The sequence below is a fragment of the Bacillus sp. ATD genome (genome assembly GCF_050585765.1).
GTDB lineage: Bacteria > Bacillota > Bacilli > Bacillales > Bacillaceae > Bacillus > Bacillus stercoris.
The window spans coordinates 22,080-44,213 of record NZ_JBOBQH010000013.1; the positions used below are offsets into that span (position 1 = coordinate 22,080).

General features: G+C 41.2%; 20 protein-coding genes, 5 tRNA genes and 1 pseudogene. 3 read left to right on the forward strand and 23 right to left on the reverse strand.

Annotation, left to right across the window (positions count from 1 at the left end; all coding sequences use genetic code 11):
- Positions 1 to 34: 34 nt before the first annotated feature.
- Genes ACQXR1_RS20630 through ACQXR1_RS20640 form a run of 3 tightly spaced genes read right to left on the reverse strand, consistent with a single transcriptional unit; the run spans position 35 to position 2,668 of the window.
- A complete protein-coding gene (locus tag ACQXR1_RS20630; RefSeq protein WP_430772788.1) occupies positions 35 to 1,021 on the reverse strand; it encodes a sensor histidine kinase in 987 nt (328 codons plus the stop codon).
- Positions 1,018 to 1,689: a two-component system response regulator YbdJ gene (gene ybdJ, locus ACQXR1_RS20635; protein WP_069839740.1), complete on the reverse strand. Its 672-nt coding sequence runs from the start codon at positions 1,687 to 1,689 to the stop codon at positions 1,018 to 1,020. The genes ACQXR1_RS20630 and ybdJ overlap by 4 nt, the downstream gene beginning before the upstream one ends.
- 1 nt (position 1,690) lies before the next feature.
- Entirely contained in the window at positions 1,691 to 2,668 is a 978-nt protein-coding gene (locus ACQXR1_RS20640) for an alpha/beta fold hydrolase (protein WP_430772789.1), read from the reverse strand.
- A 135-nt stretch (positions 2,669 to 2,803) separates the two neighbouring features.
- Between ACQXR1_RS20640 and ACQXR1_RS20645 the strand changes: the two are divergent.
- Positions 2,804 to 2,914, forward strand: a pseudogene (locus ACQXR1_RS20645) (MerR family DNA-binding transcriptional regulator); the annotation flags it as partial.
- Positions 2,915 to 3,067: 153 nt separating this feature from the next.
- On the opposite strand, the gene ACQXR1_RS20650 reads toward ACQXR1_RS20645, so the two are convergent.
- The 20 genes from ACQXR1_RS20650 to ACQXR1_RS20745 form a co-directional block, all read right to left on the reverse strand.
- Positions 3,068 to 3,409 carry a hypothetical protein gene (locus ACQXR1_RS20650; RefSeq protein WP_326274534.1) on the reverse strand — a complete coding sequence of 114 codons (342 nt, stop codon included), beginning with the start codon at positions 3,407 to 3,409 and terminating at the stop codon, positions 3,068 to 3,070.
- A gap of 205 nt (positions 3,410 to 3,614) precedes the next feature.
- A complete protein-coding gene (locus ACQXR1_RS20655) occupies positions 3,615 to 4,787 on the reverse strand; it encodes an MFS transporter (protein ID WP_134975990.1) in 1,173 nt (390 codons plus the stop codon).
- 126 nt (positions 4,788 to 4,913) lie between these two features.
- Complete coding sequence (locus tag ACQXR1_RS20660; RefSeq protein ID WP_003234907.1) at positions 4,914 to 5,216, reverse strand: ArsR/SmtB family transcription factor; 303 nt, start codon at positions 5,214 to 5,216, stop codon at positions 4,914 to 4,916.
- Between the two features lie 519 nt (positions 5,217 to 5,735).
- Complete coding sequence (locus ACQXR1_RS20665) at positions 5,736 to 6,098, reverse strand: DUF2294 domain-containing protein (RefSeq protein WP_040084346.1); 363 nt, start codon at positions 6,096 to 6,098, stop codon at positions 5,736 to 5,738.
- Between the two features lie 57 nt (positions 6,099 to 6,155).
- The gene (locus ACQXR1_RS20670) at positions 6,156 to 6,446 is read right to left on the reverse strand and encodes a DUF6407 family protein (protein ID WP_014662580.1); all 291 of its coding nucleotides are present in this window, start codon (positions 6,444 to 6,446) and stop codon (positions 6,156 to 6,158) included.
- Positions 6,447 to 6,504: 58 nt separating this feature from the next.
- Complete coding sequence (locus ACQXR1_RS20675) at positions 6,505 to 7,026, reverse strand: carbonic anhydrase (RefSeq protein WP_103749855.1); 522 nt, start codon at positions 7,024 to 7,026, stop codon at positions 6,505 to 6,507.
- Between the two features lie 68 nt (positions 7,027 to 7,094).
- Positions 7,095 to 9,707, reverse strand: a complete 2,613-nt coding sequence (locus tag ACQXR1_RS20680; protein ID WP_430772790.1) for a DUF2309 domain-containing protein — start codon at positions 9,705 to 9,707, stop codon at positions 7,095 to 7,097.
- Positions 9,708 to 9,721: 14 nt separating this feature from the next.
- Complete coding sequence (locus tag ACQXR1_RS20685) at positions 9,722 to 11,239, reverse strand: NADH dehydrogenase subunit 5 (RefSeq protein ID WP_430772791.1); 1,518 nt, start codon at positions 11,237 to 11,239, stop codon at positions 9,722 to 9,724.
- A gap of 890 nt (positions 11,240 to 12,129) precedes the next feature.
- The gene (locus tag ACQXR1_RS20690) at positions 12,130 to 12,753 is read right to left on the reverse strand and encodes an undecaprenyl-diphosphatase (RefSeq protein ID WP_289707681.1); all 624 of its coding nucleotides are present in this window, start codon (positions 12,751 to 12,753) and stop codon (positions 12,130 to 12,132) included.
- 294 nt (positions 12,754 to 13,047) lie between these two features.
- The gene (glmS, locus tag ACQXR1_RS20695; protein WP_014662572.1) at positions 13,048 to 14,850 is read right to left on the reverse strand and encodes a glutamine--fructose-6-phosphate transaminase (isomerizing); all 1,803 of its coding nucleotides are present in this window, start codon (positions 14,848 to 14,850) and stop codon (positions 13,048 to 13,050) included.
- A gap of 434 nt (positions 14,851 to 15,284) precedes the next feature.
- Positions 15,285 to 16,631: a phosphoglucosamine mutase gene (gene glmM / locus ACQXR1_RS20700; RefSeq protein ID WP_014112449.1), complete on the reverse strand. Its 1,347-nt coding sequence runs from the start codon at positions 16,629 to 16,631 to the stop codon at positions 15,285 to 15,287.
- An 18-nt stretch (positions 16,632 to 16,649) separates the two neighbouring features.
- On the reverse strand, positions 16,650 to 18,092 hold the full coding sequence (cdaR, locus tag ACQXR1_RS20705; protein WP_227099633.1) for a CdaA regulatory protein CdaR: 1,443 nt from the start codon (positions 18,090 to 18,092) through the stop codon (positions 16,650 to 16,652).
- Positions 18,085 to 18,906, reverse strand: a complete 822-nt coding sequence (gene cdaA / locus ACQXR1_RS20710) for a diadenylate cyclase CdaA (protein WP_014662568.1) — start codon at positions 18,904 to 18,906, stop codon at positions 18,085 to 18,087. Before cdaA ends, cdaR begins: the two co-directional genes overlap by 8 nt.
- A 159-nt stretch (positions 18,907 to 19,065) precedes the next feature.
- Positions 19,066 to 19,692: an anti-sigma-W factor RsiW gene (gene rsiW / locus ACQXR1_RS20715; RefSeq protein ID WP_040084357.1), complete on the reverse strand. Its 627-nt coding sequence runs from the start codon at positions 19,690 to 19,692 to the stop codon at positions 19,066 to 19,068.
- 13 nt (positions 19,693 to 19,705) lie between these two features.
- Positions 19,706 to 20,269, reverse strand: a complete 564-nt coding sequence (gene sigW, locus ACQXR1_RS20720) for an RNA polymerase sigma factor SigW (RefSeq protein WP_003223646.1) — start codon at positions 20,267 to 20,269, stop codon at positions 19,706 to 19,708.
- A 229-nt stretch (positions 20,270 to 20,498) separates the two neighbouring features.
- Positions 20,499 to 20,570 (reverse strand) — tRNA-Gln (locus tag ACQXR1_RS20725).
- A 4-nt stretch (positions 20,571 to 20,574) separates the two neighbouring features.
- A tRNA-Tyr gene (locus tag ACQXR1_RS20730) sits at positions 20,575 to 20,659 on the reverse strand.
- Between the two features lie 22 nt (positions 20,660 to 20,681).
- Positions 20,682 to 20,754 (reverse strand) — tRNA-Thr (locus tag ACQXR1_RS20735).
- Positions 20,755 to 20,758: 4 nt separating this feature from the next.
- Positions 20,759 to 20,834: transfer RNA gene (locus ACQXR1_RS20740), tRNA-Val, on the reverse strand.
- Between the two features lie 3 nt (positions 20,835 to 20,837).
- Positions 20,838 to 20,912 (reverse strand) — tRNA-Glu (locus ACQXR1_RS20745).
- Positions 20,913 to 21,091: 179 nt separating this feature from the next.
- Here ACQXR1_RS20745 and ACQXR1_RS20750 point away from each other — a divergent pair.
- Both ACQXR1_RS20750 and ACQXR1_RS20755 read left to right on the forward strand, forming a co-directional pair.
- The gene (locus ACQXR1_RS20750) at positions 21,092 to 21,547 is read left to right on the forward strand and encodes a DUF523 domain-containing protein (protein WP_014662566.1); all 456 of its coding nucleotides are present in this window, start codon (positions 21,092 to 21,094) and stop codon (positions 21,545 to 21,547) included.
- 12 nt (positions 21,548 to 21,559) lie between these two features.
- Positions 21,560 to 22,042 (forward strand): GNAT family N-acetyltransferase, encoded by a 483-nt coding sequence (locus tag ACQXR1_RS20755; protein ID WP_014662565.1) that lies wholly within the window; start codon positions 21,560 to 21,562, stop codon positions 22,040 to 22,042.
- The last annotated feature ends 92 nt before the right edge of the window (positions 22,043 to 22,134 follow it).

The following is a 22,134-nucleotide window of genomic DNA, read 5'->3' on the forward strand; positions in this document are numbered from 1 at the left end:
ATAGTTTATGGGAGAAAGAAAAACATCAGCGGGGTCACTCTTTTGAAAACAAAAACCGCGTTCCATACTCATTTGTCTCCAACTCATAAGTCATCGCGAGCAGTCTGCATATATCCTCAATAATCTTCAACCCAAGCCCCTCACTGTTCTCATTCCGATCAAATCCAATACCATCATCGCGGATAGAAACAGTGCCATTTTCGATCCTGACTTCCATCTTTTCAGCTTTTGAATGCTTTAACGTATTTTGAAAAATATTATCAAACAGCCTTTGCATCCATAACACGTTGCTCACCCATATCACATCTTGATCTGCCGGCTTAAAGTGCAATTCAATCCCATTCATACTATATAAATAATCCCACTTTTTCACCGCTGTTTCTAACAGCTCATTTAGACGCACTTCTTCATTTACGATATAAGAACTTTCTAGCGTTTCGGCGGAATATAGATTGAATTCATTGGTTAATTCCGAGATATAATCGATTTGCTGATACAACGAATCGAATATGGCCTGATCATGACATTGGCCTTCCAAATAAAACAGCTGCAGCCTGAGAGCTGTTAAAGGTGTGTTAATGTCATGACGCAGTTTTTGCAAAAGCTCCTTTTTGATTTCCTCCTGCTGTTTCAATTCCAGTTCACGATATGTCGTCCGTTCAATTAACAAATTGACCGACTTGATCAGCTCCCCGATTTCATCAGCGCGTTTCACTTCTATTTTATCCGGCACCTTTTGATCACTCGCCAGATGCCGAATGGTATGATGTAATAGATTGATTTTATGCAGCAGAGAATGAATCGACTTCGAAAATAAAAAAGCTAACAATAAGAGTGATAACAAAAATACAATGAGCATTGCCGGATACGCAAACGACCTGTGAAAAGGCGTACCGTGATTCATTGATTTAAACATGTTTTCATAAATGACAGACATCAAAATACTAACCGCCAGCAATAGCACCGGGACACTAATGACAGCCGTACATAATAACAACATATATTTTGTCTTTAACTTCATTTCTTCACAACGGTATTCAGCCGATACCCTTCTCCATATATATTTTCAATAATCTCACCCGCTTGATCGTTGATTTTGGTTCTTATTTTTTTAATGTGCACATTGACGATATTCGGGTTTCTGTCTTCGAGCTGCCACAGATATTCAAAGAAGTGATCCTTTGTCAGGGTGCTGTTCCTATTTTCATATAAATAAAAGAAAATTTTCCGCTCAATCGCAGTAAACAACACCTCATCATGCAGGCTTTCATTGAACACTTTTTTGGTTTTAGCATCAATATACAAGTGCTTGATTTGCGTAAAGGTCCCATAATGATGCTCAAGCATATTCTGCATTCTTAACAGCAGCTCTCTCGGATCAAAGGGCTTCACCATATAATCCTCGCCGATTTTCAACCCTTGGAGCTTACTGTCCATGTCATTGCGGGCCGAAAGAAAAATGACCGGAATGCGCAGCCCCAGCTTTTTGATTTTTGCAGACATTTGATACCCGTCCTCACCCGGCAGCATCACATCCATAATGACCAAATCCACCTTCTGTATGACCGAAAGCACATCCGCTCCATCTGTTTTCCATATCACACGATATCCCTCACGCTGCAAAATCTTTTGCAGCAAATCACCAATCATCACATCGTCTTCCACGATTAAAATATGATAACCCTTCATCCTAGCGAACCTTTCTCATAAACTCCATGGAAAGTTTATATATTTGATCAGGCTGATATAAATAAATACTGTGTGTTCCCCTCAGTTCCTTTATATCGGCAGTATTGAATTGAGCCGCAAACGCTTCATAGTCTTTTCGGTTTTGTATGGCATACTTTGAATGTCTATTTTGGTCAGAAACCGCATCTAAAATTAAGACAGGGGTTTCTTTTGGCGCCGGCAAATTCACAGATTTCCTGCCGTTTTGGTAAGACTGTAACAGCTCATGTTCCATATCAGCATTAAAAAATTGCTTAAAGTTAATGGCTTTATAGATTTCTTTTTCTTTATCGGTTAAAAACGACTGACGAATCACCTCAGGGTTATATACAGCGGAAGGCATAAACCGATGAAAACCAATCGACGTTAACAGATGGAATCCTCTCACTTTCATTCTGTCGATCCTGCTCAATTTATACGTGACGTACTGCTGGGGCAATCCAATATCCATCGCAATAATCGCCTTGATTTCCTTAGGATATTTCTGTGCCCAATACATCGCTTCAATCCCGGATATCGAATGAGGCATTAAAATATAAGGAGGCTTATTTCCACTTTTCATAAGCGCTTTCCTTGTCTGTTCCAGTATCGTATCAATATCTCTGTCATCGTGAGACACATCACTGTATCCATAACCTGCCCGATCAACAACAGCAATCTTGTTTTCCTTTGAAAACTTACTGTACAAACCTTTCATCTCATAAACAGGCGCAGCAATCCCCGAGCCGGACATAAACACAAACGTATCCTTCCCGCTTCCCTCTTGATACACATTCATCTTTTTACCGTCAACATCGACCAATGTGCCTTTTTCTTTAAGAAGTGCTGCTTCCTTATTTAGTTGGTAATGGTGATAAATAAATACCGAGACGGATACAAGCAAAACCAAAGCAGCTAAGCTGCCAAAAAAGATTTTTACGACTTTCCATAATGTTTTCATAAGATGCTCCTTTCACGTGATACTGAAAGGATACGATATGAAAATAAATTTCTGATTAACTTTGGAGAGATTTTATTTCCACATTTGACTTTGTCCTTACGGAAAGGTGTACATTTGGAGCAAGGAGGTGATCGCTTGCTATCGATCGGTGAATTTTCAAAGATATGCAAAGTATCAACAAAAACACTGCGATACTATGATGAAATCGAACTCATTCACCCGAAGATATTAATCCTGAAATGGGTATCGGAGGGTCTATCCGCAAAGTCCGAGAATTTCTTATACGCAGCCTTCTCCAAGGAGAACGACATTGAGAAGGCTACCGCTTATATCAATCTTTCACAAAACATAATTCAGGGGTATTTAATCTATTTATTCCTATTTATTCACACAACAAAGTCACAACAAAGCCTTTTTCTCTTCTTCCTGCTCGATAAACAGATGATTTTCAGGACGGCCCAAAACAGAAAAAAGCGCCAAAAGCAACTTCCATCCTCGAAGCGGACTTCCGCATCTAAACTTCAACACTTCCCCTTCCGTTAAAGTAAACCTCAAAGTTGGGCTTGTACACCAAGCAATCTTCACTTGAATAACATGCTCACCAGGCGGCACATCAATTCGCAGCCTCCCTCCATCTTTGATATTTCCCATCTCAGCCCCATCAATTAACACTGAAAACTCTCTCAATTTGTTGATGTACTGCGATGTCCTGCTCATTTCAATGTACGTCTTTTGATTCACGATGACACATCCTCAAAGTAGTGATTACAGGCGAGAAGCATTAGAATCCTTCCGCCATATCGTTATTTCCATTCCTAGTATATTATAAATTGCTGTACCTCAGATCTCCGTCGGCAAAAATCTCTTTCAGCTTCAGTGTGCCTTCTACTTGGGCTTATAAAAAAACACCCGCTTGTATAACGAGCGGATGTTAGATCTTTCGAAATTATTGATTAATATCTTTTAGCGCTTGTTTCGGTTGTGAATTGAAAATCATCAATGATGCAATAATGGCAATCATAACCCCCAATGCACCAATCCAGGTAATCGAGGCCAATGATACATTTTCCACAAAAACCCCTCCTATCCCTGCGCCAACTGCCATGGCGAGTTGCATCATGGACTGATTCATGCTGAGCAAAACACCTGACATTTCCGGTTCTATTGTAGCCAAGTGAAATTGCTGTGTCGGACCGGTAGACCATGCGGCAAACGACCATAATATGAGAATCACCAACACGCCGATATAGGAATGAGTAACAAGTGACAGCAGAATCAGTGTGACGATATGCAATGTCATCCCGCCAACAAGTGTAAAGGGCACTCCCCATTTGTCGGTGCTATATCCCCCAAACTTCGACCCAACCAAACTGGCAATTCCAAATATAAGCAAAACACCGCTAAGCAACTTGCCGTTTATACCTGAGATGTTCAAGAGATACGGTGACAAATAAGTGTAAGCAACAGAATATCCCCCGAGCCAAAAGAAAGTGATTGATAATCCCATAGCCACTTTCCGTTTTTTGAAAAGAGCAAGCTGTTGACGTAAAGGCACAGGCTTATCCCCTTTAGTATGCGGAAGAGTAAAGAAAATAACGGCCATTGCGATCAATCCCAACAAAGCAATGGCACCAAATACGGACTTCCAGCCTAATGCTACTGCTATCATTCTTCCAAGCGGAACACCTATGATTAAAGAAGCGGTAAATCCCATAACCACCGTAGCGATGGCACTGCCCTGCTTTCCTTCCGATGCAATCTTAGCGGCAATGGTTAAAGCGGTAACAACAACCACACCTGCTCCCATCGCCATAATGATCCGCGCTGCAATAAACCATCCATAACCAGGCAGTACAAAAGCCAGGACATTACCGAACACAAACAAACCGAGGGCATACATCATCAATTTGCGTCTATCCATACTTGCTGTCAACGCCATAAGTACGGGTGTAGAAAGAGCATACACAAGTGAGAAAATGGTAATAAGCTGGCCCGCGGCAGCTATAGTGATCCCGAGAGTATGAGCAATTTGATCCAAAATTCCCGAAATGATGTATTCTGAGGTTCCAACTAAAAAGCTGACAATGGCTAAAATATAAATTTTCCAAGTATTAGACATAAAGCATTCACTCCTTAATTGTTAATAAACATATCACGATATATCGATATGTTATTATAAAAAATAAACACATCGTAATATGTCGATATGTATAGTGTAAAAATAAACATCTTTTGATGTTTATTTTTATATCTCTGTTTTAAGAAAGTCAGCAAGTTTCCCAATGGCTTCTTCATCTCTTTTGTAATATGTGTACTTTCCAATACGCTCCGCCTTAATCAAGCCGGCTCTTAAAAGGATGGTAAGATATTGAGAAGCTGTCGATTGCGTCATTTTCAATTTGTCTGTTATTTGACTGACACATACCCCGATTGTGTTCATATCAATCCCTTCATGGGGTGCAAAATGACGATCGGGCTCCTTCAGCCATTGTAAAATTTGCAGCCTTGATTCATTTGATAAAGCTTTGAATACTTCAATTGGCTCCATACCAATTATTATATCGTTATATTTCGATATGTCAATTCGTTTTTTGGTACTCATTTCGAGGAATGAAACTGAAGACAGCATATCAAAAACCCTACACTTTCGAATGGGTCTCATTATCATGTTATTCTTGGGGGAACTCGGCGGTGACTTTGTTAACCGAAGCAAAGCTTCTAATTTAAATCAATAAAACATTTTGATTTTGGCTAAGGGAGTAAACAACACTATTCGCTAGAGGCTTACGTTTCACAGATGTTTGGGTTCGGGTATTTTGGATGTTTTTAATGAATTTGGCATTGACTAATCACCAGCATCAAATTCATGCATTTTAATTAGATGTGAAAAAACATCCGCTCGTAACAAAAGCGGATGTAAGATCTTTCGGCAGGAATAACAAGTCCGCTCGTGGGTTATGAATAAAAAATAGTAATGATGACATAACTGTAAAGCAAAAGAAGCGGCAGGTAATATTTTGAATGCCCTCTCCCTGGCTTGAATAGCAGGGATCATCAAACATTTATATTAAAGATTTTTCTCTAGATCATTACATAATTTAAATACCATTACTCGTTCACCTGTCCGGGAGCTTAAATCAGTATGAAAACTTATCACTTTTTCTCCGGTGATTTTTAGGATAATATCCTTAAGACCTTCTATACCTGATTCGACTAACTCCGAGCGTGTTTGTTTAATAGATAACATACCCTCTTTTGATCCACACACTACATATTCAGCTGGTGTTAAAATCCCTTTTAAATTGACGATGACCATATCCCGGAGTATATCAGTTTTAACAGATACAGACCCGCGCCCAAGATAATCTTTCTCCCATTGAGTAATGGATTTACTGATCTCTGATTCAATAGAACCTTTCGATTTTTTCATATATCATACATCTCCTGAGCAAAAAAATTGGCATATTCTATTTGTGATTTCGTCTCATTAATATTCTCTTACAACATGTCCTTCATATACACCTTCAATATCCAAATCAGTATTACCGTTTCTTGTGACCACTATCATTTTGGATAACATATTTTCCTCCATCATAGAGTGTATATGCAAAAATCGAATGCTTCCTAAATGGGTTTCCTCAACTTCTTCATAAGATTGTAGATGATAAAAATCAATTGCTTTTCTTATTACCTTTTTCATACATTCCATATTTTCACGATCAAACGAGTTCATGTCCTCTATTGTTTTCGTGACAAAATCAGTTAAATTAGAATCCATACCTTCTCCTTAGAGCTGTTTTTTTTACATATAGGTGCATAGAAGTTCTTCCATTTCATCATGACAAGCAATGATCAGGTTGACCTGTTTTCATAGCAGGAACCTCCACAATTGATGATGTTCCATCCTCTTGATTAATGATTAAACCTCGAACTTTAACATATGACGGCACTAATGGATGATGACGAATGATATCAACACTTTTTTCAATGGTGTCACTGCTATTTTCATGTAGCCATTCATCGACCGTACCACCTAAAAATTCAGGTTTGCAATTCTGAAAGAGATAATCCAATGTTTGTATTTTATCTTTCATTGCTTCAAGTTGAGTAAGTCTATGACCTGTGGAAGTTTTCTTATCTTTTGTTCCTACTACAAAAATCTCCTCAACATCTTCCTGGAAAATCGCAAAAATAACAGACCTCATGATTTCTCCATAAGGATGTGAAATACTGGCACCATAGCTTTGTATAGTCAACATACTTTCTGCAGGAGTGTTAGTCACTTCTTGTAAAATAGGCTCCAAGCCGTTTTCAATGTCCGTCAAAAATAATACTTTTTTATTTTGATTTCCATTCATATAGCACACCTCTTCCTTATGTTTAGTATTGAGTAACAAATCCATTTAATAAATGTTTAGATTCATAATTACCAGCTTTCCCAACATCCTTCTGGATCAATACTAGCCAGTCGGACCCATCCATTTTGAACTTTTTGCATAAATGCTGAGTCATTGTTTAATAACCGTTCTACATATTCTTTAGGTGCTTGAATGAGTATCAACAAACGAAGCGGAGAATGATAGGCTTCGTGATCTGATTTCATGACGGATTGCCAAGGCAGTCCGGCTAACAAGTCACTTGCATTCCCCTGCATAACGCCGAGACCTGCTGTAACGGTTTGAGTTGCTTTATTTCCGCTGCCATAATAATGAGGTGCTACCGTTGATGCGTAATATTGTAAATTAATCCATTGGGCCACAGTTCCAGGTCCTGCAATAATATTTGCTAGGATTTCGCCGCTTTCATCCTGTTTCCAATCATAATTATGGAGAAAGGCTCTTCCTTCCAAATCACAATCCTGGGTTAATTCACGTTGGCCGATAATAAAAGCAGCATTACGAGCCAGCCCCCATTCCGGGCGTATCTCACTCCAATCCTCCGCAAATCGGTGTGCCTCAGCCTTCGGATTTTTAAATTCCGAATGGAAATTCGGTAATTGGGCCAGACGTTCTGCATTTACATGATGTCTCACTTTCGGCATAACAGCTTCAATTTGCTCAAATGCTTCTTGTGCAGCTTCAGAAAGCTCCGGTACATAAAGCCAATGTAATTCATCCACCGTTGTATTATGTTCAGCTGCTGCAAACACCGTATCCTCAGGGATTTTAATTCCTTCAGTTAAAAGTGCTTCTCTCACCTCTGAAAGATTACATAAAGCAGCTAAAACTCTTGCATTGAATCCACCGGCCGCTCCACCGCAGGCACCACAGTCAAGGGCTGCGGAATAAGGATTATTGGTACTTTGACTGCCGTGCCCGCATATCACGACCAATGGTGCGATGTTTTCTGTTAACCCCATCATTTTTAATGCTTGGCGAGCATAGTTCACTTTTTCTTCATCAGTAAAACCCACAGGTATTTCTGCCTCTGTAGCATCATGATGAAGCGAGAGTTTTGTATCAGGTTTGCGCAACCAAGCCTCACGGAGATTTCGAATGAAACGACCCGCCTTTCTTGGCACAAAGCTACGTGCTGCCATTTGCAGAGTAAGCCAAGGTCCGCTTAGCTCAGGCAGTAGTAAGCTTGAAAGCACATTCTGTTTCATCGTTTTAAATGTATAGCTTAACGAATGAACTGCTTGCTTCCGTTGATTGTATTTGTTGAATGCATCCTCATCCGCGAACTCTTTTATTTTATTTTGCGGTTTTTGTATGATCGGCAAGGAGGCATGACTGTGTTTACTGCCAAGTTCACAAGTTGCAATCGGCACCCCGAAGAAACCTGCGATGCCAATCGTTTCAAACGGACCTTGTTTTTCTAGATGACGGCGAAAAGGTTCTGATCGTACATCAATGCAGAATGCTAATTGAGCTAATGCAGATTTTTTACCGGTTTCACGTTGTTTCGAGATGATCTTCTGGCTCAATCGATCAGTGTAAGTTTGTTCCCAAGCTTCTAACCAAAGTTTCCTGCGCAGTTTCTCATCAAAGCTGTAGGCAAATGATAAATATTCATTTTGTTCACTGGCCGACATCTGTGACCATTCCTCTAATGTAAGCCCACCCCAATGAATCCAAGCTGCTATAAGGGGAGCAATCGAAATTTTTTTCTCAGCTCGTTCATTAGTCAAAGGCAAATATGGCTTTATCAGAGCCCACTCCATGGATAATCGAACCGCTAAATATTCTGTTAAGAGTGCATGTTCATGGCTCGATTGTTGGGAGCGCCAAAGCATCATCCCTGCCCATCCAGGTAAGGAAAGTAAGTGAGCTTCAAGATAAGCCTGGATTTCTGATTCAGGGATTCCTAGTGCGAATAAGGCTTCTTGTAAAGCCAAATGCGCCTCTTGCGGCAAACCTTTTAACCTTTCACGCTGCTTTTTGCTAAGTGCTGGATCATATTGTATGAGCTGCTGCCAGGCACGATAGAAGCCTTCCTCACGATTGGGCATTGTCCAACCGGCTTGAGAGTCATCAAGATATAATTTACTCCACTTAATGACATGATGATCTAGTATAGTGACTAACCTTTCACCATCTTGATTCTCTATATACGAACTTAGTGGTTCCATAAAAACATTATCGATAGGATCCAATCCTCTACATCCACTTACTAATTTCTCCAGCTCGTGTGATGATAAAAGGTCGGAAGGTAATGGATCTAATTGTAATCCCGCATGACAAAACCGTTCTGCCACGTCCCGTGGGATGTGAAAGGAATGTGAATCAAGCCAACGCTGCAGCCCCATTTCCACAAAAACTTCATCAATCTCGCCCTTATTCTTTGCTGAACGGATCATAGACACACTTGGGTATATATCAACATCACGCGTATTTTTCAACCAGCTTGCAACCTGATCAAAAGTCTGGTTTTCGAGTCCCATCCACGGATTGCGTGCAGCAAATGTAGAAATAGGCCAAAGTGGCGCAATCACTCGGCTGGCAGATGTAATGAAAACGTTAAGATCCCTTTCTTGAACATCAATATCTGTATCTATCTTTTTTACATTTTCTTTCGTTAATACGGATGTAATGCCCATCTCAGATTAGCTCCTTATGATAAATATTGTTTAAGGTAGTCTGGGTGACTCTCCACTGACTTTGGTTTTGCTTCACCTAACCGAACCAGCCAAAGATAGAGTATCGTGAAGAAAACGGAAGAACGATGACGAGCAACCCACGAACCTAAAGCACTGCCAAATAGGAAAAGACATACGACAATGATGACAGCTGGCATTGGAGGCTGAACAGTTTGAGAAACGGCTGCATGCAGCCAATCATAGAAAAGGTTATGAATGATAAAATATATAAAGGCTGCTCCTCCTAAAACGATTAAGCCGGCAATTCGGCCAATTCGCCCCTCTCCAAAAGCTACAAGCTGAGTCCAGGAAACGGACAATGACCACCCTAAGATCAGCGCACTCATTAATTGATATCCGTCTCCAGGAGCAGTGAGCCAAAAAGCAACACCTATAACTAAGGCTAACGTACGACCAGCCACGAGCCATAAATAGGATGATCTCTCTTTAACACGAGTCGATACTTCATGGCGCTGTACGGCTGAACCAGCCTGTAAAAACAACGTAGCTTTAAATAAACCATGTAAAATAAGATGAATAATGGCTGCTATATAGGCCCCTAGTGCACACTGAATGAGCATAAATCCCATTTGTCCAATCGTGGAGCCTACTAATTGGCGTTTATAATCAACCTGGACTAAACTAATACCAGTTCCAATCAATACAGAAATGCCAGCAAGCAGAAGTAAGATAATCGAAGCGATACCACCATGAAATAGAGGTGAAAATCGAGTTAGTATTATTCCTCCTGCATTTACTAAACCTGCATGCATAATTGCAGAAACAGGGGTTGGAGCAACAATAGACTCAACTAACCATCTTTGGAATGGCCATTGACCTGCAGGAATAATTACCGCTAGTACAATCAATAGCTGAATCCCTGTTCTCTCCCATTCTCCCAGCCCAGCTAAACTTTCATTTGTTACAACCAATGATAACTGCCATTGACCTGTGGCATGAAAAAGCCACATCATCGCAAAAAACAAAGAAAACCAACTTAACAAAAATAACCGGCCAGAAATTTTGGCTGCTTCACTAGCCACTTGCCAAGCACTGTTTAACCTTATCAGTAAAGTTAAACCAACAAGAGTTGCTCCCCAAAATAAAACCATCAAACGGAGATCGCCACTTAACCACGTCATTGAAGCAGCACCTGTTGTAAAAGTAAAAAGCGCAAAGTATTTGCGATAAGATCGATCCCCCATTAAGTAACGTACAGAAAAACGCTGAATAACGAATCCAATTGCAAGAACAAAGAAGGTCATTAAACAAGCTAAGGTATCTAAATGCCAAGGGCCAACGTTTCCACTCACGCTGCTATTGGCAAGGATCAGTAAGGCAACCAAAAGTGGTAAAGCCAAAATCCCAATATGAATGCGAACAAAACTCAAGGGCACTCGCGGATGTAAAAACAAAAGTCCACTTATCCCAGAAGCAATCAGCATAATAAAAAATAATGTTAATAATGATGACAAACTCAGCGAAACTAACATTTCAAATTCTCCCTTTTTAAATGTCGTTATTGCTCATACGACCTTTAAATCAGATCATATTTTTCTATAATGGATACAAATTTTATGTATCTCTATTTTTTTCCAACAAAAAAACCGACAACCTCAAAATTCCAATGATGATTGCAGATCATTGAATCTTGAAAATTGTCGGCTTCACTTCAACTAACTTCAGCGAAGTTTTTTGAAGAGCTACCTTATTATTTATCATTTTACTTTATACAATATTTTAAGTTCATTCTAAAGGAATGAAGTCACCGCTACACTTTAATATAGTGCTTGATTATAGATAAATCGACTTATGTTTCTCTTTCATTTAAATTAGGATACTTTTTCATCCTGTCAAGATTAGTTGAAAGAATGCTAAAGTCCTAATATTTCACAAACGAAAATAAACATCTGGTTGCGATTTTTAAGTTAAGTATAAGATATGCTAAATCTTAAACATTGTCAAGATGTTGGAATACGGAGAATGAAGTATCAAATCCTTCTTTCCCTTTAAATATACATCCTAAATCTTTATCCGAGGCTTATGATATCTATCACTTTAATTTTTTGTAGAAATACAAGATGAATTTTATAATCATTTTTCTATTTTCTTGTTTAGTAAATAACTGAGTTCAATTAGGAACTATAAATGAATACTGGTTCCTACTTTATTTTCAACAGCCTTAACGACCAAGAAATTGAACTAGCTGTTATGGATATTGTTATAGCTAGAATTCTCCAATTTCTCCGTAGATGTCACTTTCCTTAAAAATACCTTCTTTAATATTTATGGATTCTAAAGCTTTGAATAGGAATCTTTATAAAAAAGTTTATCATTTTAGGTTACGATATTTTGAACATTAGCACCCGATTGTTGAATAAATCTAAAGATTTTTTGACTTGTTTTCCTTTCTTTTGAAGGGATAAAGAAGTATGTTTTCACATTTTTCATAAATTTTCATGGTAGTTTGAGTAATATTTAGTTTAGGTAATGTTAAATATATAAAAGTTGAAACTGCTAGGCTTATTAATACTCCTGCTAAAACATCAAAAGGATAATGAACCCCAACCCATATACGTGAGACTCCCACAAGAACAGCTAACAATACCCATAAAATTGACCAGCCTCTCTTAAAGAGCCAGAATGAAATACAATATGAGAAGAATAAAATTGTATGGTCACTTGGAAAAGAATTGTCTTTTTCTTTATGTATCAGTTTATTAACCTCTCCCAATTCAACAAAAGGTTGATAATTCGAGTGAAATACCCCTGAAACCTTCCCTATCGTAAAGGCACAAATGAAAGCGATAGATGCACAAAGAATCATAATTCTATTATCCGTATCTCTTGTAAACCAAATAAAAAGAACACTTAGTGCAAGTAAAAAAACCATATATTCAGCAATAAAACTAAATACAGGATTCAAAAAGGGATATTCTTTTCCTAAGTCATTAACTAGTCTAAACAGTGATATATTAACTTCTGAAATGTCCAAACCCAACACCATCCAATCTCTTTTTAGAACATAATAAAAGAAAATTAGATGACCTGCCATCGAATCAAATTACATTATTTGAGATTACAGTTACATTTTTGTAAGATTGGTGTCACATCATTTATGTAAAAAGGGGACCCAAAATCAATTGGAATCCCCTTATAATTTTTAGTTACCTGCCTCTTTAGTTAAAATAGAAAAATACCCTTAGACAAAAATTGTCTAAGGGAAAAAGCATCGCAACATTTTTATAAACGTCGTAACTTTATTTTAAAGCTACAAAAACAACCAAAGGGGTAAAACACTTTATTCTACAGTAACACTTTTCGCAAGGTTACGCGGTTTATCAACATCACAGCCGCGATGAAGCGCAGCATAGTAAGCGATCAGCTGCAATGGAACAACAGATACCAACGGAGCAAGCGCTGGGTTTACTTCCGGCAGTACGAATCTGTCATCCGCATCGTCTAGGCCTTTCAGTGAGATGATGCATGTGTTGGCTCCGCGAGCAGCAACTTCTTTGACGTTTCCACGGATGCTTAGGTTTACGTGCTCTTGTGTTGCCAGTGCGAATACCGGTGTGCCTTGTTCGATCAGCGCAATCGTTCCGTGCTTCAGCTCTCCGCCGGCAAAGCCTTCTGCCTGGATGTAAGAAATCTCTTTCAGCTTCAGTGCGCCTTCGACACATACGAAGTAGTCAAGGCCGCGTCCGATGAAGAAAGCGTTTCTGGATACAGTCAGATATTCACGGGCGATCATTTCCATTTCGTCTTTCTGGTCGCATAAAGCTTCCATTGCGTTTGCCGCGATACCGAGTTCTTTGACGAGGTCAAATCCGATATCGATGCCGTTTTTGTCAGCAGCCACAGAAGCAAGAACCGCAAGAACTGCGATTTGTGCAGTGTATGCCTTCGTTGACGCAACAGCGATTTCAGGGCCTGCATGAAGCAGCAATGTATAGTCAGCTTCACGAGAAAGCGTTGATCCAGGTACGTTTGTGATTGTCAGGGCTTTGTGTCCGAGCGCTTTGACTTGAACGAGAACCGCGCGGCTGTCTGCTGTTTCTCCGCTTTGAGAAAGGAAAATGAAGAGCGGTTTCTTAGACAGAAGCGGCATGTTGTAGGAGAATTCACTCGCTACATGCACTTCAACCGGCACGTTTGCCCACATTTCAATATATTGTTTACCGACAAGTCCTGCATGGTAGCTTGTTCCGCAGCCAATGATATAGATGCGGTCCGCTTCCGCTACAGCGGAAGCGATATCGCCAGGCACAGACAGCTTACCGTTTTCATCTTGATACGTTTGGATGATTTTGCGCATAACAACTGGCTGCTCATCCGTTTCTTTCAACATGTAGTGAGGGTACGTGCCTTTTTCGATATCACTGGCATCAAGCTCAGCAATATAAGACGCACGTGTAATCACGTCACCATCAAGGTTTTTGATGACAACTTGGTCATCAGTGACGATAACCATTTCTTTATCCATCAGCTCAACATATTCGTTGGTTACTTGAAGCATCGCCATCGCATCAGATGCTACGACGTTGAATGTGTCTCCAAGGCCTACTAATAGAGGGCTTTTGTTTTTCGCTACAAAAATCGTTTCTCTGTTGTCGTTATCGAATAAAGCAATTGCATAAGAGCCTTTTAACAGTGTAAGTGTTTTGCGGAACGCTTCTTCCGTCTCAAGTCCTCCATTGACAAATTGCTCGATTACTTGAACGACCACTTCTGTATCGGTGTCACTTTTAAGCTCTACATCTTGCAAATACTCTTGCTTCAGCTGAACATAGTTCTCGATCACGCCGTTATGAACAAGTGTAAAGCGGCCCAGTGCGCTTTGATGCGGGTGAGCGTTCAGATAGCTTGGTTCGCCGTGTGTTGCCCAGCGAGTATGCCCAATTCCGGCTTTCGCTTCTACATTGGCATCCACAACTTCACGAAGATCTGCAATGCGTCCTTTTTCTTTGAACACATGGATTCCCTGTTCATTGGCAACAGCAATACCAGCAGAGTCATATCCGCGATACTCAAGCTTTTCTAACCCTTTTAATAAAATTTCCTTCGCATCAAGCTGACCGATATAACCTACGATTCCACACATATTTTTCTTCCTCCTAAGATGGTAAAAGGAGACGAAGAAAGTCAAATTTCAAGGGGACTTTCAATCGTCCCCTCCTACATGTTTTTTGGAAGATCATGTGATTTCTCTTTGTTCAAGGAGTCACCCCCTTGGTTTGAAGAAATCCTTACGGCTGTGATCTGTATACTCAGCCGGGAGGCATCCGCCGAAAATTCGATAACCTCCATCCTCGTCAACTAAGCCTTTTTCCGGGCGCTTAGTTCGGGCGCTATAATTATAGGTAAATCCATAATCCCGTCTACTTTTTCCTATTAAGAAAGCAAGAACAAGACAAGCTTGATTTTACAGCATGTGGCATAAACGGTCAATTGTTTTTTAAACAACTTTGCCGTATGTCTCACAATTATCATATGTAAACGCCGCTTGTCTTGTTCGCTCTCTGATTAGAGACTTCGTTACTCTAATCCCATTTCTGACCGGACGACTTCAACAATGCGATTGACATACTCATCGCACAGCTCTTTCGTCTTCGCTTCAGCCATGACACGGACGAGCGGTTCAGTTCCTGAAGGGCGAACCAAAATCCGTCCGTCGCCGTTCATTTCTTTTTCAACTTCAGAAATAACTGCTTTTACTTTTTCATTTTCTTCAACTTTATATTTATCAGTCACTCTCACATTGACTAACAGCTGCGGGAACTTCTGCATTTCAGCTGCAAGCTCTGACAGCGGCTTGCCTGTTGCTTTCAAAGTGTTCATCAGCATGATAGCAGACAATAATCCGTCCCCTGTCGTGTTGTAATCAAGGAAAATAAGATGTCCTGACTGCTCTCCGCCGACATTATAGCCATCTTTTTTCATTGCTTCTACTACGTAGCGGTCACCGACAGCTGTCTGCACGCTTTTGATGCCTTCTTTCTCGAGCGCCTTATAGAAGCCGAGGTTGCTCATCACGGTTGAAACCACTGTATCATCCTTTAAACGGCCCTCTGATTTCAGGTGTTTTGAGCATATGTACATGATTTGGTCGCCATCAACGATATTTCCTTTTTCATCAACAGCAATCAGGCGGTCGCCATCACCATCGAACGCAAGGCCGAGATCAGCGTTTTTCTCTTTGACAAACGCGCTGAGCGCTTCAGGGTGAGTCGATCCGACGCCGTCATTAATGTTTAATCCGTTCGGGGAAGTCCCCATTGTTGAAACATCAGCATCTAAATCAGCAAACAGGTGTGTCGCCAAGGATGATGTTGCGCCATGAGCACAGTCAAGTGCCACATGAATGCCTGTGAAATCTTCATCGGCTGTCTGTTTTAAGAATTGCAGATATTTTTGTCCGCCTTCAAAATAATCGTTAACAAGCCCAAGATCGGCTCCGACCGGTCTTGGCAGCTTATCCTCAGGTTCGTCCATCAGGCGCTCAATTTCAGCCTCCTGTTCATCAGAAAGCTTGAATCCGTCTCCCCCAAAGAACTTGATGCCGTTATCCTGCACTGGGTTATGAGAAGCGGAAATCATGACGCCCGCCTCTGCATCCATCGCTTTTGTCAAATAGGATACACCCGGTGTAGAAATGACACCCAGACGCATGACTTCTGCGCCAATGGATAAAAGTCCGGCGACAAGGGCTCCCTCCAGCATATGGCCGGAGATACGTGTATCGCGGCCTATCAGCACTTTTGGACGTTGTTTGTCTTTTGTCAGCACATAACCGCCGAAACGTCCGACTTTAAAGGCCAGCTCAGGTGTAAGCTCACTATTGGCGACACCTCTTACACCGTCTGTTCCAAAATACTTGCCCATTTTGTAATCGCTCCTTTTTTATTCCGATGAGGATTGTGAATCCGCAGTGGATTCATCCTCATCCTGATCTTGGTTTTCGTCTTGGTTTTGATCGTTGCTGTTTTTATCAGTGTTCTTTGTATCTTCTTGCTGATTGTTCTTTTGATCATTCGTTTGTTTATCTGTGTCATCCTGATTCCCTGATGTATTGCTGCTGTTATCATTCGTTGATGTATTGCTTTTTTTGGATGTCAGCTTGATTTTGGCGTTTTTCCGCCCCAAGGACCAGGTTACATTCTGAGGTCCGTTTACTTCAAGCTTCACGCTATGCTCCCCGTCCTCTAAATCTGAAACATTCACATACAATTCAATATCCGATTTTTTCAGTTTTTTTATATTCGCGGGAGAGCCTTTAGCCGTTACGTCTATCGCTTGTGATTCAGGATCAAGAAATTCAATGTTTTGTGAACTGCTCAGCCCTACAGTCTTGATAGAGACATTCTCAAACTTCTGATCCGCTTCACTATCGACTTCTATATGCAAAGTCACCTTTGACGGCGAGATTTTTTTGACGCCGTCAGGAAGCGGAATATCTGCCTCGATATCGGAATCCTTGTTAATTTTGCTTAAGTCTAGGCTGACGCCATCAATAAATTCAAGAGAATCCAACACATCCTGTGAGCCGTAAACCGTTACCTCACTGGGGCTGGATTCAATATTCGCTATGCTGACACCGTCAGGAAGGCTTCCTGTCCGTTCAATTTTAAAGGGCACTTTTTTACTTGGGCTTGTCACCGGAACGGTAATCTTGATGACCGAGGGCTCAACGTCGACAGGAAGCGCGTTTCCGTCTTTATCATAGACAGTCACTTTCGCTTCCTTTTCAATCGTTTCATCTGCATTCTCCAAATTCACTGAAGCTTTGACAAGAGAAATATTATCGATCACATTTTTAGATCCGGTAATCTGCACATTTTTCGGACTGACAATCGGCTGCTCCGGAGAATAGCCTTTTTTCATCTTGCTTTTGTTGTAGTACTCCACTTCTACAGGAAAGCTTTTGGTCGTCCGTTCCTGTATGGTCACTGTCGTAACAGACGGATTAATTGAGATTGTCAGCCCATCCGACACATTTTTGGCCTTAAGCTCAACCTTATGTGTGCCGGTTTTCAAATGTTCCATATCGGCGTATATTTCAAAGTTCTTGGTCTGCCTAGCCTTTTTCACGGCACTTGTCGAGCCTTTTATCGTGACATTAACCGTTTGCGGAACACCTGTCACGACGTAATTTTCATCATCATAATACGCTTTAACCGGAATATCGGTCAGAGTTGCTTCATCAGTTGTTGATGTCGGAAAGAAAGATTCCCCCGGTTTTTTCGGAGTCGGTGCTTGGTTGCTGTTAACCGCCACATAAAGCAAGAGCGCGAAAAGCAGAGCAATGATTTTCACAGCCCAGCGGTTGTTTAAGAATTTATCCATTTTTCTTGCCCCTCCAATACCAGCGGATAGAAGAAGTGTCTCTGGTGTTTTTCTTAAACTCGGCTTCAAGCATTTCTTTCAGCGCTTCTTCTGTCAGCTCTCTGTGAAGGTCGCCGTTCTTTGCCACACTGACGCCGCCGGTCTCTTCAGACACAATAATCGTCAAACTGTCTGTTACCTCACTGATGCCGACAGCCGCTCTGTGCCGCGTGCCCAATTCTTTTGAAATAAACGGGCTTTCAGAAAGCGGCAAATAACAGGCGGCCGCGGCAATTTCATTATTCTTCATAATCACCGCACCGTCATGAAGCGGGGTGTTTGGGATAAAAATATTAATCAGCAGCTCAGAGCTGACTTTGGCATTCAGTGGTATGCCGGTCTCAATATAATCCCCCATTCCAGTATCCCGCTCAATGGTCAGCAGGGCGCCTATACGACGTTTCGCCATATAATTGATCGCTTTTGTGATGGCCTCAATCGTTTTCTGCTGCGCTTCTTCTACAGGCGTGCCGCTCCTTGAAAAAAAGCGGCCGCGGCCTAGCTGTTCAAGCGCTCTTCTCAGCTCAGGCTGAAAGATAATAATAATTGCTAAAAATCCCCATGTTATCGCTTGGTCCATCAGCCACTGAAGTGTGCTGAGGCCCAAATATTGGCTGGCCATACGAACAAGCACGATGACTACAATTCCTTTTAACAGCTGAACCGCTTTCGTGCCGCGTATCACCATAATCAATTTATATATCACATACCAAACAAGGAGAATATCAACGGCATTGCCGAGGTACTGCAAAAAAGGGATATCCTCAAAAGCCATTTCCTCGTCCTCCAAGATTTCAGTCATTTCGTATTTTGTGTTTTACGTGTTACGCATATGTACTTTACATAGCGAGCCCATTATACCACATATCGATTTAGCAAGTGAAATGTGTCAGCCGCTCAGCCCGCAAAAAAAGAGCAAAGCAGCTAACGCGCTTTACTCTTCTCCGTTCGGATTGAATGCATTGAGTACACTTTTCCCCGCAGACTTCATCTTGTACCATGTCCAGTCGAATAATTGATTGATTTCTTCAATTTGACCGGTGACTTGTCCAGCAGAGGCCATATACTTTTCGCCGTTCACGACGGTTACATCCCCGTCTATTTTGCCTTTAATAATCAGCTTGCCGTTTTTGACAGTGACATCACCTTTAACCGTCTCACCTTCCGGCACGGTCACAGTATGGTTATGAACCACAAGATTTGGCTGCTTGGACACGCTGAAATTGTGGTCATTATGCCAGCTGTTAAAAAAACCTCCGCCCATCAAAATGATGAATACCGCAGCAGCTGCGATAACGGGATGGCTTCTGAACCATCTTTTCACAGAAGCTCTTTTCTTCTCCTTAGGCAATTTTGCCATGACATTAGCGGTAAAATCCGCGGGGGCTTCGACATGCGATGTGCTCCGTACGAGCGCTATAGATTTCTCCATCTCGTAAAAATGCTTTCTGCATGTCTCGCATGTCTCCAGATGTTCATTTAATACGTGTTCATCTTTTGGAAGGATATCTCCATCAAGATGCATATGCATAAGCTGCACAATTTGTTCAGGACAGCTCATTTCATCACCCCACTTAAAGATCCCTTAATTGTTTTCTAAGAGCCTCTCTGCCTCTGTGAATCCGCGTTTTCACAGTCCCCACAGGAATGTTTAGAATCTCCCCGATTTCAATTAATGAGAGTTCGTCAATATACTTTAATACGATGACTGTTCTGTATTTGTCAGGAAGCTTTAAAATTTTCTGCTGAATCGTGTTTGAGAGCTCCAGCGACACAACTGCATCTTCAGGCAAAACACCATCTGCGGCGATTTGGGAATACATGGTCAAGCCTTCTGTACCAGCCACCTCTGCATCGAGGTAATAATCCGGCTTCTTTTTGCGAATGCGGTCAATGGTCAAATTGGTCGCGATTCGATAAAGCCAAGTTGAAAATTTCCGGTTAATATCAAAACTGTCGATATTAACGTACGCTCTGATGAAAGCCTCCTGTGCAATATCCTCCGCCTCATGCACATTGCCAAGCATACGGTAGCAAAGCTGATAAATTTTATCTTTGTAAATATCTACGATGTCCGCAAATGCATCCTGGTCGCCTTTTTTGACTTGTTTAATTCTTTTTTTAATCATCATTTCCATATTTATCTAACCTCTGCCTTCACCGGTCTGTATGTATACGAGCTTCTTTTCAAAAGGTTTCAATTTTTTTATAAAATAAGTTTATCAAATTTTTGGCAGGGTGTAGATGGTAATTCGTGAATAAACTACCTTAACATATTTTTAAAATTATTATACAGACTGAACAGTTAGAAGTTGGAATGAATTTTAAAAAAGAAAAAAGACACCTTTTGGTCAAAGGTGTCTGTGACTGGGCTAGCTGGATTCGAACCAACGCATGACGGAGTCAAAGTCCGTTGCCTTACCGCTTGGCTATAGCCCAATAATGGTGGAGGGGGGCAGATTCGAACTGCCGAACCCTGAGGGAGCGGATTTACAGTCCGCCGCGTTTAGCCACTTCGCTACCCCTCCACATTAAATTTTGAAAAAACAGTGCCGGCAAGAGGACTTGAACCCCCAACCTACTGATTACAAGTCAGTTGCTCTACCAATTGAGCTACACCGGCAAGATGGTGGAGGATGACGGGCTCGAACCGCCGACCCTCTGCTTGTAAGGCAGATGCTCTCCCAGCTGAGCTAATCCTCCAAATGGTGACCCGTACGGGATTCGAACCCGTGTTACCGCCGTGAAAGGGCGGTGTCTTAACCGCTTGACCAACGGGCCGTTGTGTTCTCGTCGAGCTGACAAAAGTTATTATATACAGGTCATCCCCTGTTTGTAAAGAGAAAAATTAAATTTTTTATTTTCAAACTTTTTAACTCCTTTTTTAACTGAAAAAGCCTCCCAACTAAAGTCATTTATTTTATGATAGAGACAAGCAAAGCAAGAGAGGAGAAACCAATATGATTCTAGTCAGTTCTTGCCTTGGAGGCATTGAGTGCAGATATAACGGCTCTCACGCAGCGTCTGAGAAAATCAGAAAACTCGTCGCTGAAAATAGAGCAGTCATGGCTTGCCCTGAACTTCTTGGCGGCTTTTCAACCCCCCGTGAACCCGCAGAAATCATAGGAGGCACCGGCGAGGATGTCCTCAATGGAACAGCGAAAATCGTGACAGCTTCAGGTGAAGATGTCACAGAGCTATATATGGAAGGTGCCGCGAAAACATTGGCTTACGCAAAAGAAATCAACGCCACTGCCGTCATATTAAAAGAAAACAGTCCATCTTGCGGAAGCGGCTTTATCTATAACGGCACATTCTCTGGCAAAAAAATCCCCGGCAGCGGAGTAACCGCCGCACTGCTAAAACAAGCGGGCTACCGCGTCATTTCAGAAAACCAGCTAGACGACATATTGTAAGGAGGCCACCCCATGACTCAAGACATTTCTTTATCCTTCTATAAGCCTGAACACTTGCCCGAGCTTCAATCATTCACGCTCACCAACGATGACAAACGCTTTACCTCCCTCCCGAAAGAGGTGCTATCTCAGGCTCTGGGCATACAGGACCGCTACCCGGTTGTCATCTTAAAAGACGACCTTCCAGTCGGTTTTTTCATTTTACATGCATCAAAAGAAACGCTAGCTTCCTATTCTAACAATCCATTTGCTTTACTACTCAGCTCCCTGTCTTTAAACGCTGTGCATCACGGAAAAGGGTACGCGAAAAAAGCCATGCTTTTGCTTCCCTCTTTTGTGAGCGGATACTTTCCATGGTGCGACGAAATCATCTTGGCCGTCAATCATCTGAACATACGTGCAAAACACCTTTATATGAAATGCGGGTTCCTTGATAAAGGACGGCGAAGAATCGGGCCGCTTGGAGAACAGTTGATCCTTCATCATTTCTTATAGTCTTGAGTGAAATAAAATTTCAAAAATGCAAAAACATAGTTGAAATATCATAACAGAAATGAATATACTGAATATTGAGATATATCATTTTA